The organism is Capilliphycus salinus ALCB114379 (assembly GCF_047276495.1).
In the GTDB taxonomy this organism is placed as follows: Bacteria; Cyanobacteriota; Cyanobacteriia; order Cyanobacteriales; family Microcoleaceae; genus Capilliphycus; species Capilliphycus salinus.
On the sequence record NZ_CP178543.1, the window covers coordinates 252978 to 270044 of the forward strand.

Annotated in this window: 13 protein-coding genes and 1 CRISPR repeat array; of the genes, 5 read left to right on the forward strand and 8 right to left on the reverse strand. The window is 43.5% G+C overall.

Going from position 1 to position 17067, the window contains the following annotated elements:
- The first annotated feature begins 267 nt into the window (after nt 1–267).
- Nucleotides 268–636 carry a WGxxGxxG family protein gene (locus tag ACL6C3_RS01165; RefSeq protein ID WP_413164530.1) on the forward strand — a complete coding sequence of 123 codons (369 nt, stop codon included), beginning with the start codon at nt 268–270 and terminating at the stop codon, nt 634–636.
- Here the strand turns inward: ACL6C3_RS01165 and ruvB are convergent.
- Nucleotides 633–1763, reverse strand: coding sequence for a Holliday junction branch migration DNA helicase RuvB (gene ruvB, locus ACL6C3_RS01170; RefSeq protein ID WP_413164532.1), 1131 nt, complete (start codon nt 1761–1763; stop codon nt 633–635). The two genes, ACL6C3_RS01165 and ruvB, sit on opposite strands and share 4 nt — an antisense overlap.
- A gap of 90 nt (nt 1764–1853) precedes the next feature.
- Between ruvB and ACL6C3_RS01175 the strand changes: the two genes are divergently transcribed.
- Nucleotides 1854–2387 carry a hypothetical protein gene (locus ACL6C3_RS01175; RefSeq protein WP_413164533.1) on the forward strand — a complete coding sequence of 178 codons (534 nt, stop codon included), beginning with the start codon at nt 1854–1856 and terminating at the stop codon, nt 2385–2387.
- Nucleotides 2388–2460: 73 nt separating this feature from the next.
- On the opposite strand, the gene ACL6C3_RS01180 is transcribed toward ACL6C3_RS01175, so the two are convergent.
- The 4 genes from ACL6C3_RS01180 to psb35 form a co-directional block, all read right to left on the reverse strand.
- Nucleotides 2461–3966 (reverse strand): pre-peptidase C-terminal domain-containing protein, encoded by a 1506-nt coding sequence (locus tag ACL6C3_RS01180; protein ID WP_413164534.1) that lies wholly within the window; start codon nt 3964–3966, stop codon nt 2461–2463.
- A gap of 456 nt (nt 3967–4422) precedes the next feature.
- On the reverse strand, nt 4423–5097 hold the full coding sequence (gene purQ, locus ACL6C3_RS01185; protein ID WP_413164535.1) for a phosphoribosylformylglycinamidine synthase subunit PurQ: 675 nt from the start codon (nt 5095–5097) through the stop codon (nt 4423–4425).
- Between the two features lie 34 nt (nt 5098–5131).
- Entirely contained in the window at nt 5132–5410 is a 279-nt protein-coding gene (gene purS / locus ACL6C3_RS01190; protein WP_413164537.1) for a phosphoribosylformylglycinamidine synthase subunit PurS, read from the reverse strand.
- Between the two features lie 114 nt (nt 5411–5524).
- Entirely contained in the window at nt 5525–5737 is a 213-nt protein-coding gene (gene psb35, locus ACL6C3_RS01195) for a photosystem II assembly protein Psb35 (protein WP_413164538.1), read from the reverse strand.
- Between the two features lie 195 nt (nt 5738–5932).
- On the opposite strand from psb35, the gene ACL6C3_RS01200 reads away from it, so the two are divergent.
- Entirely contained in the window at nt 5933–6136 is a 204-nt protein-coding gene (locus tag ACL6C3_RS01200; protein ID WP_413164540.1) for a DUF751 family protein, read from the forward strand.
- Nucleotides 6137–6479: 343 nt separating this feature from the next.
- On the opposite strand, the gene ACL6C3_RS01205 is transcribed toward ACL6C3_RS01200, so the two are convergent.
- Nucleotides 6480–7397 (reverse strand): histone deacetylase, encoded by a 918-nt coding sequence (locus ACL6C3_RS01205; RefSeq protein WP_413168462.1) that lies wholly within the window; start codon nt 7395–7397, stop codon nt 6480–6482.
- Nucleotides 7398–7603: 206 nt separating this feature from the next.
- Here ACL6C3_RS01205 and ACL6C3_RS01210 point away from each other — a divergent pair, with 206 nt between their 5' ends.
- Nucleotides 7604–8110, forward strand: coding sequence for a hypothetical protein (locus tag ACL6C3_RS01210; RefSeq protein WP_413164541.1), 507 nt, complete (start codon nt 7604–7606; stop codon nt 8108–8110).
- A 15-nt stretch (nt 8111–8125) separates the two neighbouring features.
- Here the strand turns inward: ACL6C3_RS01210 and ACL6C3_RS01215 are convergent, their stop codons facing one another.
- Nucleotides 8126–8605 (reverse strand): MEKHLA domain-containing protein, encoded by a 480-nt coding sequence (locus tag ACL6C3_RS01215; RefSeq protein WP_413164542.1) that lies wholly within the window; start codon nt 8603–8605, stop codon nt 8126–8128.
- A 170-nt stretch (nt 8606–8775) separates the two neighbouring features.
- Between ACL6C3_RS01215 and ACL6C3_RS01220 the strand changes: the two genes are divergently transcribed.
- On the forward strand, nt 8776–9306 hold the full coding sequence (locus ACL6C3_RS01220; RefSeq protein WP_413164543.1) for a pentapeptide repeat-containing protein: 531 nt from the start codon (nt 8776–8778) through the stop codon (nt 9304–9306).
- Between the two features lie 1018 nt (nt 9307–10324).
- Here ACL6C3_RS01220 and ACL6C3_RS01225 read toward each other — a convergent pair.
- Complete coding sequence (locus ACL6C3_RS01225) at nt 10325–12412, reverse strand: elongation factor G (RefSeq protein ID WP_413164545.1); 2088 nt, start codon at nt 12410–12412, stop codon at nt 10325–10327.
- Nucleotides 12413–12950: 538 nt separating this feature from the next.
- Nucleotides 12951–16871: direct repeats of the CRISPR family, unit length 37 nt; unit sequence GTTTCAATCCCTCATAGGGATTATAGATGATTTCAAC.
- The last annotated feature ends 196 nt before the right edge of the window (nt 16872–17067 follow it).

The following is a 17067-nucleotide window of genomic DNA, read 5'->3' on the forward strand; positions in this document are numbered from 1 at the left end:
TAGATGCCTGCAATCTCGCGTTGTCTGTGTGAATTTTCAATTTCCCATTCAAAATTTAAGCTCGTTTTTAGAGGTACACAGCAAAACGCACTACAGATTTTACTCGTCTTGTGATTTTTTTGAATCTATCTTAGGGTAGAAGTTGAAAACAATACCTCGGTTTACTTCCTCAGATAGAAGCCAAAAAAACATTAAATTTGATAACATTTAACCAAATTAAAAATAAAAATTTTTATTGACAAATCTAGAGATTAAGACCAAAAAACCATGAAAAAATATCTTTTTTACAAAACTTTCGCAACCAGTTTGATAGCAGTAAGTCTACTTCTTTCCCCGTTCCATCGCCCCGCTTTGGCTCAGAATAATGCCCAAGACAACTTAGATCGGGCCGGAGAAAATCTCGAAGACGCCGGACAAAATCTTCTCGAAGCCACCGACGAAGCCACCGCAGAAGCCCAACAAGAAATCGCAGAAACCGCCGAAGTAATTGAACAAAACGCCAACTGGGGATGGTTGGGATTGCTCGGTTTATTCGGTTTATTCGGCTTAAAAGGTAGACGCAAAGAAAAAGTCGTCCATCACTACGAAACCGACCCCAATGTAATCAGAACACCCTCAACCGATTATCGACGTTAACGAAACAAAGATAACTGTTCATCAGGAGGCGAATACCCCAAATGTTTCCACGCCGAAGCCGTTGCCAACCGCCCCCGATGGGTGCGTTGTAAAAAGCCAATTTGCATCAAATAAGGTTCATAAACCTCCTCAATCGTTTGGGCATCTTCCCCCGTTGTCGCCGCCATCGTTTCCAACCCAACCGGGCCGCCATTAAAATTTTCAATCATCATTTGTAACAGGTGGCGATCTGTCCAATCTAACCCCATCGGATCGACATTAAACAGTTCTAAAGCCACCGCCGCAATTTCCCCCGTAATCGGCCCGGACGCTTTCACTTCCACATAATCCCGCACCCGTTTTAACAGGCGATTGGCAATTCTAGGAGTTCCCCTTGAACGACGGGCAATTTCTTCGGCCCCATCGGGATTAATCGGCGTATTTAATAACTTGGCTGTTCGCTGTACAATTAAACTTAATTCATCCACTTCATAAAACCGCAACCGTTGAATTAATCCAAACCGATCGCGCAGAGGAGACGTTAACGCCCCGATGCGAGTCGTCGCCCCAACAATCGTAAAAGGCACCAACGGAATACTCCGAGTTTTTGCCGATCGCCCCTGACCAATTGTAATATCAAGGCGGCAATCTTCCATCGCCGGATAGAGAATTTCTTCCGCCATTTTTGATAAGCGGTGAATTTCATCAATAAATAGAATTTCCCCCGGTTTGAGATTCACCAACAAACCCGCAATATCACGCGGTTTTTCAATCGCCGGTGCAGTGGTAATCTTACAACTGACCCCCATTTCCGACGCCAAAATTAACGCCATCGTCGTTTTTCCCAACCCCGGAGGCCCATAAAGTAACAAATGATCCAGGGGTTCATTGCGAGACTTGGCCGCCGCGATCGCAATTTCCAAAACCTCTTTTAAATCCTTTTGACCGATATAATCGCAGATCCGTTGAGGTCGGATCGATTCGTCCTGTTTGGGGTTAATTTGCTCATCGGGCGTTTCTTCGGCTTCCAGCAGATAATCCTCCGCCGATCGAGACGCGGAGTATTTGGCCGGTTGTGAACGCACAGAAGCACGCTTTTTCGGGGAATTCGGGTCGGTCGGTTGGGAAGAAGAAGAAATAATCGCCATGACGGATTAATTGTACTCTACCGTCGCACTCCTTTATTGTGGCACAATGCTGTTATCCTCAAAAACGATATTTCATTCTCAGCCTTTTTTATGACTTCTCCCTCTACCGAGTCCACCTCTGAAGATCTCACCTTTGAACAAGCGATCGCCCAGACTCAGACCCTACTCGAAAATATGGCCGCCAACGACCTCTCCGAGTCGGAAACCTCAGCCGCGATCGCCAACTTAGTTAAAACTCACAATGGCGCCAGAGGGTTTTTTGTCACCTATCTCACCGATCCCCGTGCATTTGTCGATCGTCCCTCAGAAGCCGTTATCCAAGGGTTAAAAGCCTCAGAAGAAGTCCCCGACTTGTTGATTAAAAATATGGCAATGTCTGCGGCGATGGTCGTTCATCACCGTCGCAACCAACACGAAGAAATGGCCGCCAGTTCCGATCGGGTGCGATCGCGATCGGTTCATCTGATTCAATCTTTGAATCTTCCCGTTTTGGATACAATGGTCAAGCAACTTTTAGAAACCGCACAAACCGGAGTTGGGGAATACCAAAGTTTTCTCGACCGTTGGGGGTATGATGCCGAACAACGAGAAGCGATCGTACAGGCAATACAACCTTTGATTTAACTTGATCTCACAATACCGATCGCGATCGCATTCAAAATTACTCTCAAGTCCCGTTTTTTAGACTGTTAATTCTTTAAACCCCTGGTTTGGCAAAGAAAGAAATTCCCTCCAGTCTAAAATCAGGTAGCGAGTCCGCATATAGGGCTTGATTGAAATCGACAGTGTAGAAATGACCGTTTGTGTCTAAATTAAAAGCCCGATAAACCGGCAGTGTTCCCGGTTGCTGACTTGAATAGACTTCAATCGGTACCGCCGCAGGATCGGCCCGCCATTCCTGCAACGTCTGTACAAAAGCAATTTCACCCGGGTTGCTGGCGTAGAAATAGCCCCCTTTAGTGTTCACATAACGTTGTAGGGTGACATTTCCTTCCGAGCGGAATTCAAACCCTTCGTTATTATATCGGGGATCTGCATTCCTGATTTGTTGCTCTGTCAGATCTGCGGTAAAAAAGTGTGAACCGGCTGTATTATCCCAGTAACGGGCCACCCGCTCACCCGATCCGCCGGACGAGGATGAATCTAAAATTGTTAGAGTAGCACTGTTTTGAGGACTCACCCCATAACCGGCCGCCGCTTGTAAACCAATTTCAATCGTTTCATTCAAGTCGGCAATACCATCATTAACCGGGTTGATCGTAATATTGGCACTATTTTGTCCAGCCGGAATAATCACCGTTCCGTTGCCACCGCTGAACGTGCTACCGATCTGATTGTAGTCAATTCCAAAAGTAGCCGTTCCTCCGACAGTAAAGTTAACCGTCAGCGGAGTTGTTGTATCTCCCGTCCGCCAGATTTGAAATGTACCCGGAGTTGGACCCATTTCTGACGGATTTCCCAATGCACTCACCGAAACTGATGGCTGTTCCATCGTTCCGGGAATAATCTCTAAATTGTAGCGAGTTGATGTCGCACCCGCATCGCTCAAGTTAGAGCCATTTGGGGCATTAGAAACTTGAACAAAATAAGGTTGGTTGGCTTCGAGAGGAACTTGTAATTGTTCGTTTGCTGTCCCCCCATTAAGGCCCTGACTTAGCACCGCCAGAGACCCGCCTCCATAGTCTCGAACTATTCTTAAATCAGCATTATCTACTAAATTTGAGAGGTTGAACGTGAAAGTTCCTCCCGTTGGCGGTGCAACAAATTGATACCAATCCTGATCGTCGCTGCGACCCACAAATCCATTTAGGCTTCTAGAGGTATTGATAATACCTTGGGGTTCCGCACTGACCGCAGTATTATTAAAAGTTTCTGCACTCACTTCAAACAGAAAAGGTCCTGTATTCGCAAACGAGCTTACTCGTACAACGGCGCCTTCTCCTACGGGAAATCCGTTGGGAAATCCTAACGTTTCAGGATTACCATTTCCGGCAAAGTCAATATTTGTATTCGACGGAAAACCGAGTACATTTGCCTCCGGCGTAAACTGAATATTAAGATTAGGAGTCAGACCCGGCGCCGCACCAATGGGGTAGGCTGTAAATGTAATCGGTACGTTGGGTTTGATCTCCGATGGCGCTACGTTAATTTGGACGCTTGCTGACGGATTATTAATTGCGTTTGCATATCGTTGACCTGACATTTTTTTTCTCCTGCACAATAGATTCTTCTACCAAATCCGTCTGTCACGATGGTATATTCAATGTTTATTTAATTGTTGTTATTGTCTTTTCTCTACCTTAGCAATCCATTTATAGCTAAACCGGATTTGGTGTAACCAACATAAATTACCCTATCTCTTTACTAGGGTTGCTCTCGAGAATTTATGCTTGATAGTTTTTATTATAACTTCGGCTTTTTTGGAAGTTAAAAGTTCATTACAATATTTTCACTCAAACCACTCATAAAAATCTTGAAAATAATCGCGATGAAATCCCGTTGCTTTGACCTTGGTTCCTCTGGGCTGCAATACCTTTTAACCTATGATATCCGTCTTGGGGGAAAGGGTTTTTGTTGTCGGAGTTGGGTATTTTCTAACTTTAAATTGCTCGAACTCTTGAAGATTTAATAAAATTTTTATTTTAATTTTCTTGACTTTTTATAATAAACCTTTAAATAACTTCATCCCATCCGTCTGTCCTAAAGTCGGATCGGATGCTCTTTCCGGGTGCGGCATCATTCCAATAACATTGCCTTTGCGATTACAAATTCCCGCAATATTATTCAATGAACCGTTGCAATTTTCTGACTCATTGGGACTCGCAGTTGAACCGTAGCGAAAAATAACTTGATTATTATCCTCAATTTCTGCTAAAGTATCCTTATCAGCATAGTAGCATCCCTCCCCATGTGCGATCGGCAGGTTAATCACTTCGTTGGGAGAATAGGCAGTCGTCCAGGGGGTTTTATTATTGACAACCGTTAACGGCACGCGATCGCAAATAAAGTGCAAATCCCGATTTCTCACCAGCGCCCCCGGCAATAATCCCAATTCCGTTAACACCTGAAAGCCGTTACAAATACCAATCACAAACTTTCCTTGATTGGCGTGTTCCACCGTCGCTTGCATCACCGGCGAAAACCTCGCGATCGCCCCACATCGCAAATAATCGCCGTAGCTGAACCCCCCCGGAATTACAATTACATCAATATCGGAAATATCAGTATCTTGATGCCAAATCATCCGCGTCGGTTGACCCAAAAGCCCCTGAGTCACCCAAACCACATCGCGATCGCAATTAGAACCGGGAAAAACAACAACACCAAATTTCATGGGAAATTATAAAATATAAAAATATAAATTAAGTTTAAGTCGTTTTGACTTCCTCAGAAACCGGAGTCAAATCAAATCGATAAGTTTCAATCACCGGATTAGCTAACAGCAAATCACAAATGCGATCAAGTTCAGTTTTCGCCTCATCTTCGCTATTGGCATTCAGCGTAACTTCGATATACTTGCCAATTCGCACCTGTTCAACATTATCATAACCCATCTGTTGAATTCCCGATCGCACCGCTACCCCCGCCGGATCGAGAACAGAAGGACGAAGCGTGACATAAATTTGAGCGGAATACTTTTGAGTCACAATCAAGTCCAGTTTAACCAAACAATCCTATTATCCATCAAAGTGAGATATTCAGATCAATTCACTCAAAAAATTGATCGTGGGCGTATACCATACGCCCCTACAAACCGATAACTACTCACCCGGTTTATTTTTGTCAGCGTCTACCTTGGGAACCCAACCGGGCGCATCCGCATCTTCCCAACCCGCCGGACGCTTAGAATTATACCAGGCGATCGAACCAATAATCGTAGCCGCCAAGAATCCAGCCGCCAGAATTCCCAGTAACGCCCACTGTACATAATTTTGATAAGCCGAGTTTGTCGTCACTTCCATTAAAATCGTCATAGGGGTATCAATGTTTGATCAAGAAAGCCAGCAAACCCTAGATTACCACCTTCGTTCAACCGACTCCAATCCCCATTCTCCATTCCCCATTCCCCCTTCCCCCTTCCCCCTTCCCCCTTCTCCTTGCCCCTTGCCCCTATTCCCTCTTGAGAACAGCGATTTGAGATAAGATCAAAGGATTGATTAACCCAAACCATGAAAGACTTTTTAGACAACCTTTCCCGCTATCCCCGTTACTTTATCACCTTTACCTTGGGGATCTTTTTCTTTCTGTTTGATATCTTAAAGCCCTACTTGGAGAGACCCCTCACGGCGATCGCCCTTGTGGGTTTAATGGGCGGTATTTTTGCCTTTACGTTTTTTACTCTACGAGCTATGTTGGGATTAAGTCCAGTTTAGTTGGTGGCAACTGGCAACTTTTAGACATTGGGAGTCGGAATCATGGTCAAAATAAAAGCCGACTCCTATTTTCTTAAGTTTTTAACAATTGTATCGGTACAATAGCCAGAATTACTCCACAACCTTAGCTTTTTTCACGTTTTACACCCTGATGCTTCAAAAAACGCGACTTTGTGACTGCTGAAACGGAAAAAGGCGAACCCATCTCCACAAAACTTAACACCCTGAATCTTTTAATGCAACCCCAAAGGGGTCAACCGCCGTTATCTATACTTTCTATAAAAATTGTAAAACGAGGTTGTACACTTGTCGAGACTCTTTGTTAACAATTGTGAAAAAAGCTTCAGAGTCGATATTGGCGATAGACTTGAGCCGCAACCCGATGTAAAATCGAATGGCGATAAACTAAACCACTCAGATCGTCGCTATAGCCGCCCCCGATAATTCCCGCCACCGGATAGCCCAAACGAACACAAGTGCTAAGAACTAACATTTCCCGTCGCCAAAGTCCCGTATCGCTTAAAGCCAGTTTCCCCAAGCGATCCTCAACATGAGTATCCACCCCCGCATCGTAAAAAACCAAATCCGGTTGTACCTCGGATATTATATCCTCTAGATACTTGGCTAAGATCCGCAAATAAGCCTCATCCTCCATCCCCACCGGCAGCGGTACATCCAAATCACTTTTTTGCTTGCGGGCCGGAAAATTCGCCTCACAGTGCATCGAAAAGGTAAACACACTCGGATCATCCTGGAAAATAAACGCCGTCGCATCCCCCTGATGAACGTCTAAATCAATAATTAAAATTTTTTGCGCCAGTCCCAACTGTTGAATCGTCCGGCACGCGATCGCGATATCATTAAAAATACAGAATCCCGTTCCTAAATTGGGGAAGGCGTGGTGAGTCCCTCCAGCGGTATTGCAAGCCAGTCCGTGAGTCAAAGCCAGTTTAGCCGTTAAAATTGCCCCACCCACCGCGATACAAGTCCGGTTGGCTAAAGCTTGACTCCAGGGTAAACCGATACGACGTTGTAATTTGGGATCGAGAGTCCCCCGACAATAGGCTTCGACATAATCGCGATCGTGAACCGATTCTATCCATTCTAAAGCCGGAAGTTCCGGAATGTGAACCTGAGACGGTTCGATCACCTCATCAGCCAGTAACATTTGATAGAGTCGCCTAAATTTTGACATCGGGAAACGATGACCCGGTGGTAAAGGGGCGACATAATCACAATGATAGACAATCGGTAAATTCATAGTTGGGTGAAAGGCTAAAGTAGAAAGTAGATGACAACTGAGATCTTGCATGACATCTCACCAAACCGGGTTTCTGGCTAGTCGTTTTAGCTGATAGCCTCTATTTTTCCTTAAAAAACCCGGTTTCTCAGGTCTTGTTGATCCGCAAGATATACAGTAGAAAGTAGATGACAAACAACTCCATCACATTGGCTTGGGAAAATATTATGACATCAACAATCACTTGGCAGTATGGCAGCAGCAACCCCGAGAATGCAACTCACTTAGAAACTATTCGTCAGTGGTGGGGAGATCTCGAAGGACAGGAGATTACTTGGCAACAGCGCTTAATTCCAGAAAACGGAGATTTAAGCCAGATTAATTGGGAGTCTCAAAAGTTCGATGAAGTGTTTTTGATTGTTCATCCTCAACTGCGAGGAATTACCTTATATTGGTCGAAGATTGGCAGCGAACAAGAACGCAGTATTACAGTCAGTAAGTTAGAGTTAGATATCCCCCGTCAGCAGTTGTACATTTTTTCTCAATCTCAAACTAATATTGTGATTCGGGTGGAATTTCCCAAAGTAAAATATCAGATGATTGAGATGAACAATCCCGAAATCGCCGTCGGGAAAAGCGGCATCATTCTTCTGCGAGATTATCAGCAATTGTTGGAAATTAAAGTTACTCTCACCCCCGAAAAATTAGAACAGTTGAAGCAAAAGTTGCTCTAACTTGCACCCAAAACTTTACAAAAATTCCCAAGTTTTGTAAGTTGCACCCTGACCGCAATATTCGGCACTTTCATCGATGATATTCCAAACCGTGACATTGGAAATCAAAAACTGTTTTCCCGTTCTCGATTGACGAATTCCCCGATAATTCTTAGTGTAACCTTGAGTTCTTACTTGGTCAAGCATCTGCTGACGTTCGCCGATTTCTTGGAGATTTATCGCCGTTTGAGAAGAAGGGGTTTGAATAAATTCTTCCCAACTTATTTCCCACAATTCTAAAGCCGTGCGATTACCATAATTAAAAATAGGATTGGCTTCGGTTCCATGAGAAACTAACACAAACGGGGCGTTAAATAAAGCTTCTGCTATTTCTTCGGGGGTGCCATTAAGATCAACTAAACTTTCGCCCGTCCAGTGTTTAAAACTCTTGAACAAACGTAAGCTCTGGAGAATTACAGGGTCTTGTTTCCAAGGATAACTGTTGAAACTTGTCATAACTCATCGCCAAACAATCAAAATAAAACCTAATTATAGTTAAAAACTATTCCGTTGGAGGTTGATAATTTAAACTTTTTTACCGGGGCAAAATTGCGAAACTCGATACAATCATAATCAACACTGGGTTATAACAGAATAGATCGTCAATTCCTCATTGTAAATTTTATATGATCGACCAAGACAACAATCCCACAAACGGTGTCAAGAGTGCCAAAGAACTGATCAAACGTTATGCCGCAGGAAAACGGGGTTTTATTGGCGTAGAACTTCCCGGCATCCAATTGCAGAATGTGAATTTACCGAGTATATTATTATGGCAGGCAAATTTGCAAGGCGCCAACCTCAGTCGAGCTAATCTCAAAGATGCTCATTTATTTGCAAACTTGAGTAACGCTAACTTATCTCAGATTGACCTCACCGGCGCCAAACTCATTTATGCCGATTTAAAAGCCGCCAACCTCACCGGCGCTAAACTGTTTAAAACCAACCTCAAAGGCGCCGACCTGCGGGGGGCTAACTTGAATGATGCTAAACTCATTTATACCGATTTAAGTGAAGCCGACTTGCGGGGGGCGAGCTTAAAAGGTACCATGTTCTATAAGGTTAATCTCTTTAAAGCCAACCTGCAAGACACCGATTTAAGTCAAGCCTTGCTACTCAATACCGAACTTTGGCAAGCCATTCTTTCTTCTTATTAATTCTCAGTCCTTTCTACTCACTTTCCCCCATGCACTTTCCCCTATTCTCTCGGGAAAATCGGCGCCAAAAAGATTGACAATTTCCGGCAATTACTCTACAATTAAAAGTGAAGCTTATCAGGGTTAATTCGTCTAAATACTTGAATTTTTATTCAATACCCGAAACCGGGGCGGGTTTATACAGTGATCAGTGACCAGTGACCAGTTTACAGTGAACAGCGGTTTCCGCCGAGAGCGCTTGCCTCCGTTGCTCTGGTTCTCAGAGTTGAAGCGCTCCCCTTGCGACAGGCGCCCAATAGTCGAGAGCGCAAAGTGCGGTAAGATCGTGTTTCGCGCATGAGCAACGATGCCACTAGAGCAAAGTTTGCGCATAGAGTAACCAGTGATAATTGTAAAAACTGTACACTGTAAACTGTAAAAGCTGATAACTGGTAACAAATAACTGATCACTGCTTAGGGCGGGTGGATGTCAATTATTTCTCAAAAAAAATACATCGATCGCAGTCGGCCGGCGCCAAAAAAATTGACAATTTCCGGCAATTACTCTACAATTAAAAGTGAAGCTTATCAGCGTTAATTCGCCTAAGCACTTGATTTCTTATTCAATAAACTAAACTGGGGCGGGTGGATGTCAATTATTTCTCAAAAAAAATACATCGATCGCAGCCGGCGCCAAAAAAATTGACAATTTCCGGCAATTACTCTACAATTAAAAGTGAAGCTTATCAGCGTTAATTCGCCTAAGCACTTGATTTCTTATTCAATAAACTAAACTGGGGCGGGTGGATGTCAATTATTTCTCAAAAAAAATACATCGATCGCAGCCGGCGCCAAAAAAATTGACAATTTCCGGCAATTACTCTACAATTAAAAGTGAAGCTTATCAGGGCTAACCTGAATATACGCTTGATTTTTTATTCAACAAAAAAACACTTAAAAACAGTAAAATCGAGTTCAACCGATGTCCGATCGATCTAATCTTAATCAAGAAAAAATCAACCGGACAACCGATCAATCATTAACCATTGCCATTGCCATTACCATTACCATTGCCATTTTCCGAATCAGCATAAGTCGCCAAAACCTTTTCAGCCAACTTATCGGGAACCTCTTGGAGATGATCGTACTTCCAATGAAAATAACCCACACCCATCGTCAGCGATCGCAATTCTACAATCAAATCTTGCATCTCCGACATCGCCAAATAAGCGGTAATTTTATCCCAACCTTTCCAACCCATCATCACCTCATAATTTAAAACCTGTCCCCGACGTCCGGTAATTAATTGGAACAACTGAGACGAAAACTCATTGGGAGCCGAAATTTCCACCCAGGCGATCGGTTCGAGTAAAATCGGATCGCAGTTCGTCATCCCCGTCTGCATCGCCAACCGTGCCGCCTGTTTAAACGCCTGTTCAGAACTATCAACCGAATGATAAGATCCGTTAGTCAGCGTCACCGCCACATCAACAACCGGGAAGCCCAACGGCCCGTGTTCGAGAGATTCCCGCACGCCCATTTCCACACCCGGAATATACTGTTTGGGAACCACACCGCCAACAATAGTATCACTAAAATTAAACCCTTCACCCCGTCCCAACGGTTGAATATCGAGATACACATCCCCAAACTGTCCGTGTCCGCCGCTTTGGTGTTTGTAGCGTCCGTGAGAATTGGTAGTTTTGCGAATCGTTTCCTTGTAAGCAACACGGGGTAAATGAGTCGTCATCGGTAAATTATACTTGCGGCGCAGACGATCCAACGTCACTTGCAGATGAATTTCCCCCTGACCCCACAAAATAACCTCGTGAGTATCGCCGTGTTGTTCCCAAGCCAACCCCGGATCTTCCTCCAGCATTTTACTTAAAGCCGACGTCAGCTTCACCTCATCCTTGCGCTTTTCCGGGGCGATCGCCAACGCAAACACCGGCGGTAAAACCTGCGCTTTCGGTAACGGCTTCACCTCTTGCGGTTCCGTTGAAAGCGTGTCCCCCGTTTGAATGGTATCCATCCGGGCTAACGCTACAATTTCCCCCGTTTTCGCCACCTGGGCGCCTTCAGTTTGCTGACCCATCAAACGGTACATTCCCGCAGCCCGGACGCCGTTGAGAACAATACCTTCCGTCAGTTCACCCTGCCAAACCCGCACCAAAGACAGTTTACCGCCTTGGGGCGTGTAATAGGTTTTCAACACTTGGGCGATGGGAACATCCGCTTTCGGTTTCAGTCCGCGACGGTGGGCGGTAACAAACGGTTCCGGCGCTTCCCGGACCATCGCATCCAACAAACTACGCACACCATACTCCGCCTCAGCAACCCCCAAGAACACCGGAACAATTAAGTCGGCCCCCAGTTCCATTTTCAGGTCTTTAACAATTTCTTCTTGGGGCGGTTCGATATCCTCCAACAGTTCTTCGAGGAGATGATCATCAAAATTGGCTAATTCCTCCAACATCTCTTGGCGGGCGAGGTGTTCGGCCTCTTTCAGGTCTTCGGGGAGGGGAACCGGGTCAGACGGCGCACCCGGATGATAATGATAGGCCTGTTCGCTCACCAGGTCAATAAAGCCCACCAGTTCTTGGCCCTTGGCGATCGGGTATTGATGGGGGACAACCGGACGGGAAGACACCGTTTTCAAAGCCGCCAGAAGTTCGGTATAGTTGGTTGTGCAGCTTTCCTCGTCCGTGAACGCCCGATCCATTTTATTAATAAACACCAGATGGGGAATTTCCCAGTCATCGAGGAATTTGAACAGCGGCGACAGCGTTAAAATACGGCTAGCCTCCGGTTCGCACACCACAACCGCCAACCCCGCCCCAACCAAGGCGTTGTAGGTTTCTTGGGCAAATTCCACCGACCCCGGACAGTCGAGGAAAGTAAAACGAATGCCGCCGTACTCGGTACTGGCGGCATTCACTTCAACGGTCATATTGCGGTCTTGGGCTTCCGGTGCGGTGTCCCCAACCCGGTTGTTCTCTTTGGCTGTCCCTTTACGGGTCGTTGCCCCCGTCACATAGAGAATGCTTTCGAGTAAAGCGGTTTTACCGCTGAGATAGGGGCCGACAATAGCCACATTACGGTTGTCTGAGGGGATATGTGTTTTCATCGTCTCGTCTCCTGTGTTCGTTTTTGTAGGGGCGCATGGCAATGCACCGGTGTCCGTTTCTCAACCAACAAAGCCATTTAACAGCCCGGTTGGTATCGATTTCTAATTCAGAAGTTTGTCCGAAAGATTAAAAATTTAAGAATGTTTTTAGGTTTAAACTCAAGCTCGATTTTGACAGAAAACAGCATTCTCACACTTGGATAAACGTTGAGTTCAATTCCTTGTTCTTTGGGTTTATCTCGAACTTACAGATAAGAATCGACTGAAAGGCTATCCAATCGAAGATGCTAGCGGTTTTTAGCGATCGCTTCAATCTCTCGAATGTTCGATCCTCAATGCGTCTGAGATCTCAGTTCGCTATTCTTTTAATTTATAATCTTTTGGTCGCTAGTTAACCTGTGCTTAACTAAAAAATACAATATTTCTTTTCTGATACTTTTGTAACTGATTGTTGCAACCTCCCGGTCTCGGGTCTCGGGTTTGCGGAGTTGATTTCAACCCGAACCGAGTGATAGACTTTCAAATCCTTATCGTAATAGTTTCAATCTGTGATATCGAATCTAGATGATTTCAACCCGAACCGAGTGATAGACTTCCAAGTCCTTATCGTAATAGTTTCAATCTCTGGTATCGATTCTAGATGATTTCAACCCGAACCGAGTGATAAACTTCCAAGTCCTTATCGTAATAGTTTCCATCTCTGATATCGATTCTAGATGATTTCAACGATAACCGAGTGATAAACTTCCAAATCCTTATCGTAATAGTTTCAATCCCTCGTAGCGATTCTAGATGATTTCAACTCGCTGGCGATCGCGAACCAACATCTAAAACTGGCTGGTTTCAATCCCTCATAGGGATTATAGATGATTTCAACTCAATCTGATTTTTCCAAATTTGCCGATGAACTCAGGGATTTAGGGTTTCAATCCCTCATAGGGATTATAGATGATTTCAACCTTGAAAACAAGCACCAACACCACTACCAGTAGTGTTTCAATCCCTCATAGGGATTATAGATGATTTCAACAAACCAGAGACTATTGTGCCTCTGAAAATCTTGAGTTTCAATCCCTCATAGGGATTATAGATGATTTCAACCTTAGAGCGGATAGTCGAGCTGTACGGGTTAAGTGTTTCAATCCCTCATAGGGATTATAGATGATTTCAACATAGGCGGTTGCTGCGGTTGAAAGGAGACTCAAGTTTCAATCCCTCATAGGGATTATAGATGATTTCAACGTATCAGACGTTTTAGTTTTACAGCAAAATGGATTAGTTTCAATCCCTCATAGGGATTATAGATGATTTCAACTCTGCATAAACTTCTTTAATATCTTTAGTATCTATTATCTTTGTTTCAATCCCTCATAGGGATTATAGATGATTTCAACTTGGTAGATGCTGGATGGCTTTTTGTTTATCATTTGTTTCAATCCCTCATAGGGATTATAGATGATTTCAACTCGTTGAAATTTTTCGTCTTTCGGGATTTAAGAGTTTCAATCCCTCATAGGGATTATAGATGATTTCAACCTGATCATCGCGCTCAAAAAACCAAACGGTGGCGAAGTTTCAATCCCTCATAGGGATTATAGATGATTTCAACAGAGAATCACCCCGAATGGTTCAACCAACTGTTCAAGTTTCAATCCCTCATAGGGATTATAGATGATTTCAACCAAATATTTCTGTAAGTATTTTTAGTGATCACATGTTTCAATCCCTCATAGGGATTATAGATGATTTCAACTCTGGTACACATTTGTAAGTTTAGGTGTTGTTTTATTATTGTTTCAATCCCTCATAGGGATTATAGATGATTTCAACTTGTCGAGGTTGATACCTGGACGGGGAATTTTAAGTTTCAATCCCTCATAGGGATTATAGATGATTTCAACGAGACTAAGTCCTATCCTTGCAAGCCGACAGCAAGTTTCAATCCCTCATAGGGATTATAGATGATTTCAACTGGTAGTAGCCAAAAACGGCGAATTCAGCCACGCCCATTACTTTGTTCGTGTTTCAATCCCTCATAGGGATTATAGATGATTTCAACTTACGTTGTATGTTTCCATAGCTCATAATTGAATTGATTGGTTTCAATCCCTCATAGGGATTATAGATGATTTCAACTTCTGGGTTTTCCCAGTCTTCGAGTTCGGCTACCAAGTCAGTTTCAATCCCTCATAGGGATTATAGATGATTTCAACCGTACAGTGTTCACGCCTTCGTGAACTGATGAACATATTAGTTTCAATCCCTCATAGGGATTATAGATGATTTCAACGATTTTTAGATTATTTTAATCAAATCGAAAAAGATGTTTCAATCCCTCATAGGGATTATAGATGATTTCAACAAAGATGGTGCTGGTTCGCTTAGATTCCGGCGTCGTTTCAATCCCTCATAGGGATTATAGATGATTTCAACCATGTAAGTCTAGGCGTACAAGGTGCAGTCAGTGTTTCAATCCCTCATAGGGATTATAGATGATTTCAACGAATTTTCCTTTACTTGAATCACCGAAGCGATCGTTTCAATCCCTCATAGGGATTATAGATGATTTCAACAATGGGGCGTTTCACATTAAAAAAGTGGTTCCAAAGGTTTCAATCCCTCATAGGGATTATAGATGATTTCAACCTTTAAAGACAGCCTCAGGATGAAGTAGGTAAATTGTTTCAATCCCTCATAGGGATTATAGATGATTTCAACGAGCGACCGCACCGACGCTCTTGCAAACCCCTGCCGTTTCAATCCCTCATAGGGATTATAGATGATTTCAACGTGGAAAAACGAACTGCCCTTGTATTCTTTGGGCCAATTGTTTCAATCCCTCATAGGGATTATAGATGATTTCAACCCTGTCCGATCTGTTCGCACTCTTGGATGAGTTGTTTCAATCCCTCATAGGGATTATAGATGATTTCAACAAGCAAGGGGAAATTGGTTGGGCTAGTCGGGCTACCGGTTTCAATCCCTCATAGGGATTATAGATGATTTCAACGAAGTATTTTTTGCTCAAAAATCTGGGGGAGAACTTTTGTTTCAATCCCTCATAGGGATTATAGATGATTTCAACCAATGTGCCGATTTTCGCAGGAGCCATTGTATAGGAGTTTCAATCCCTCATAGGGATTATAGATGATTTCAACAAGCCACCACCTTCTAGAGAAGGGTTGATTTTCACGTTTCAATCCCTCATAGGGATTATAGATGATTTCAACTTAACGACTGTGTAATCCGTGACCCATCTGCCAAGTTTCAATCCCTCATAGGGATTATAGATGATTTCAACTGGGTAGGTGTAACCCTCATCAATTTGTCAAACTATCAAGGTAAGTTTCAATCCCTCATAGGGATTATAGATGATTTCAACGAGTGTTAGAAATTGCTACGGGTAGACTTCTAGGTTTCAATCCCTCATAGGGATTATAGATGATTTCAACTTGACCCATGAACAATCCCTCGTTGAGAGTGTGAAGTTTCAATCCCTCATAGGGATTATAGATGATTTCAACTCGTACATTTAAATCTTGGCGGAGGAACCTCCAGTTTCAATCCCTCATAGGGATTATAGATGATTTCAACCATTTGGAAATAATGGAGTTTAGTTCTTCTGGGACTGAGTTTCAATCCCTCATAGGGATTATAGATGATTTCAACTCAGCCATCCGTGTCTCAATCATTTCTTGTAATGTTTCAATCCCTCATAGGGATTATAGATGATTTCAACACTGATGTCTTTCGGTAAAGCCATCTCATCTGCAGTTTCAATCCCTCATAGGGATTATAGATGATTTCAACTAAGAGAGGGAACTAGAGACGGGTTTTTAACGCGGTTTCAATCCCTCATAGGGATTATAGATGATTTCAACATTGTAGGGATAACTTCCCGTGCCAGTAGTAAACGTGTTTCAATCCCTCATAGGGATTATAGATGATTTCAACAAATAACCTACCCACATCTAGGAGAGAGACACCATGTTTCAATCCCTCATAGGGATTATAGATGATTTCAACTCGGTAATCGCAGACCTCAGGAAAGTTGTTGACACTTACGTTTCAATCCCTCATAGGGATTATAGATGATTTCAACTTACTCAACTTCAAAACCATGCAACAATTGAGTGTTTCAATCCCTCATAGGGATTATAGATGATTTCAACACTATGTCTTATGAGGAATGGCAACGGTCAGTTCAAGAAGTTTCAATCCCTCATAGGGATTATAGATGATTTCAACTGAGGACTTGCACTTTTCGTGGAGTAGATGGATAGTTTCAATCCCTCATAGGGATTATAGATGATTTCAACGTTGTTGTTGGAGTTTACCACCGAGGAAATCTAGTTTCAATCCCTCATAGGGATTATAGATGATTTCAACAAACCTCCGTCGCTGTTATCCTGAAAAGTTCCTGTTTCAATCCCTCATAGGGATTATAGATGATTTCAACAATGCGGCATCCTGAAAGCCCTAGTATATTGAGTTTTCGAGGTGCAGTTGCGCCAGGTGCGACTAAAACAATCATACCCGATCGCCAAAACTTTGTCAAAAACCCTGAAACCCTTACACAGAGCCATGCGCCCGCCCCTCAACCGACAAACAGACTCCAAACCCAGACCCCATCATCATTTCAGACAATAATCCCC

What these genes read in the sequence shown, in the direction of transcription:
- ACL6C3_RS01165 (WP_413164530.1), top strand. Translation starts at nt 268, where the DNA reads ATGAAAAAATATCTTTTTTACAAAACTTTCGCAACCAGTTTGATAGCA.
- ruvB (WP_413164532.1), bottom strand. Translation starts at nt 1,763, where the DNA reads ATGGCGATTATTTCTTCTTCTTCCCAACCGACCGACCCGAATTCCCCG.
- ACL6C3_RS01175 (WP_413164533.1), top strand. Translation starts at nt 1,854, where the DNA reads ATGACTTCTCCCTCTACCGAGTCCACCTCTGAAGATCTCACCTTTGAA.
- ACL6C3_RS01180 (WP_413164534.1), bottom strand. Translation starts at nt 3,966, where the DNA reads ATGTCAGGTCAACGATATGCAAACGCAATTAATAATCCGTCAGCAAGC.
- purQ (WP_413164535.1), bottom strand. Translation starts at nt 5,097, where the DNA reads ATGAAATTTGGTGTTGTTGTTTTTCCCGGTTCTAATTGCGATCGCGAT.
- psb35 (WP_413164538.1), bottom strand. Translation starts at nt 5,737, where the DNA reads ATGACGATTTTAATGGAAGTGACGACAAACTCGGCTTATCAAAATTAT.
- ACL6C3_RS01200 (WP_413164540.1), top strand. Translation starts at nt 5,933, where the DNA reads ATGAAAGACTTTTTAGACAACCTTTCCCGCTATCCCCGTTACTTTATC.
- ACL6C3_RS01205 (WP_413168462.1), bottom strand. Translation starts at nt 7,397, where the DNA reads ATGAATTTACCGATTGTCTATCATTGTGATTATGTCGCCCCTTTACCA.
- ACL6C3_RS01210 (WP_413164541.1), top strand. Translation starts at nt 7,604, where the DNA reads ATGACATCAACAATCACTTGGCAGTATGGCAGCAGCAACCCCGAGAAT.
- ACL6C3_RS01215 (WP_413164542.1), bottom strand. Translation starts at nt 8,605, where the DNA reads ATGACAAGTTTCAACAGTTATCCTTGGAAACAAGACCCTGTAATTCTC.
- ACL6C3_RS01220 (WP_413164543.1), top strand. Translation starts at nt 8,776, where the DNA reads ATGATCGACCAAGACAACAATCCCACAAACGGTGTCAAGAGTGCCAAA.
- ACL6C3_RS01225 (WP_413164545.1), bottom strand. Translation starts at nt 12,412, where the DNA reads ATGAAAACACATATCCCCTCAGACAACCGTAATGTGGCTATTGTCGGC.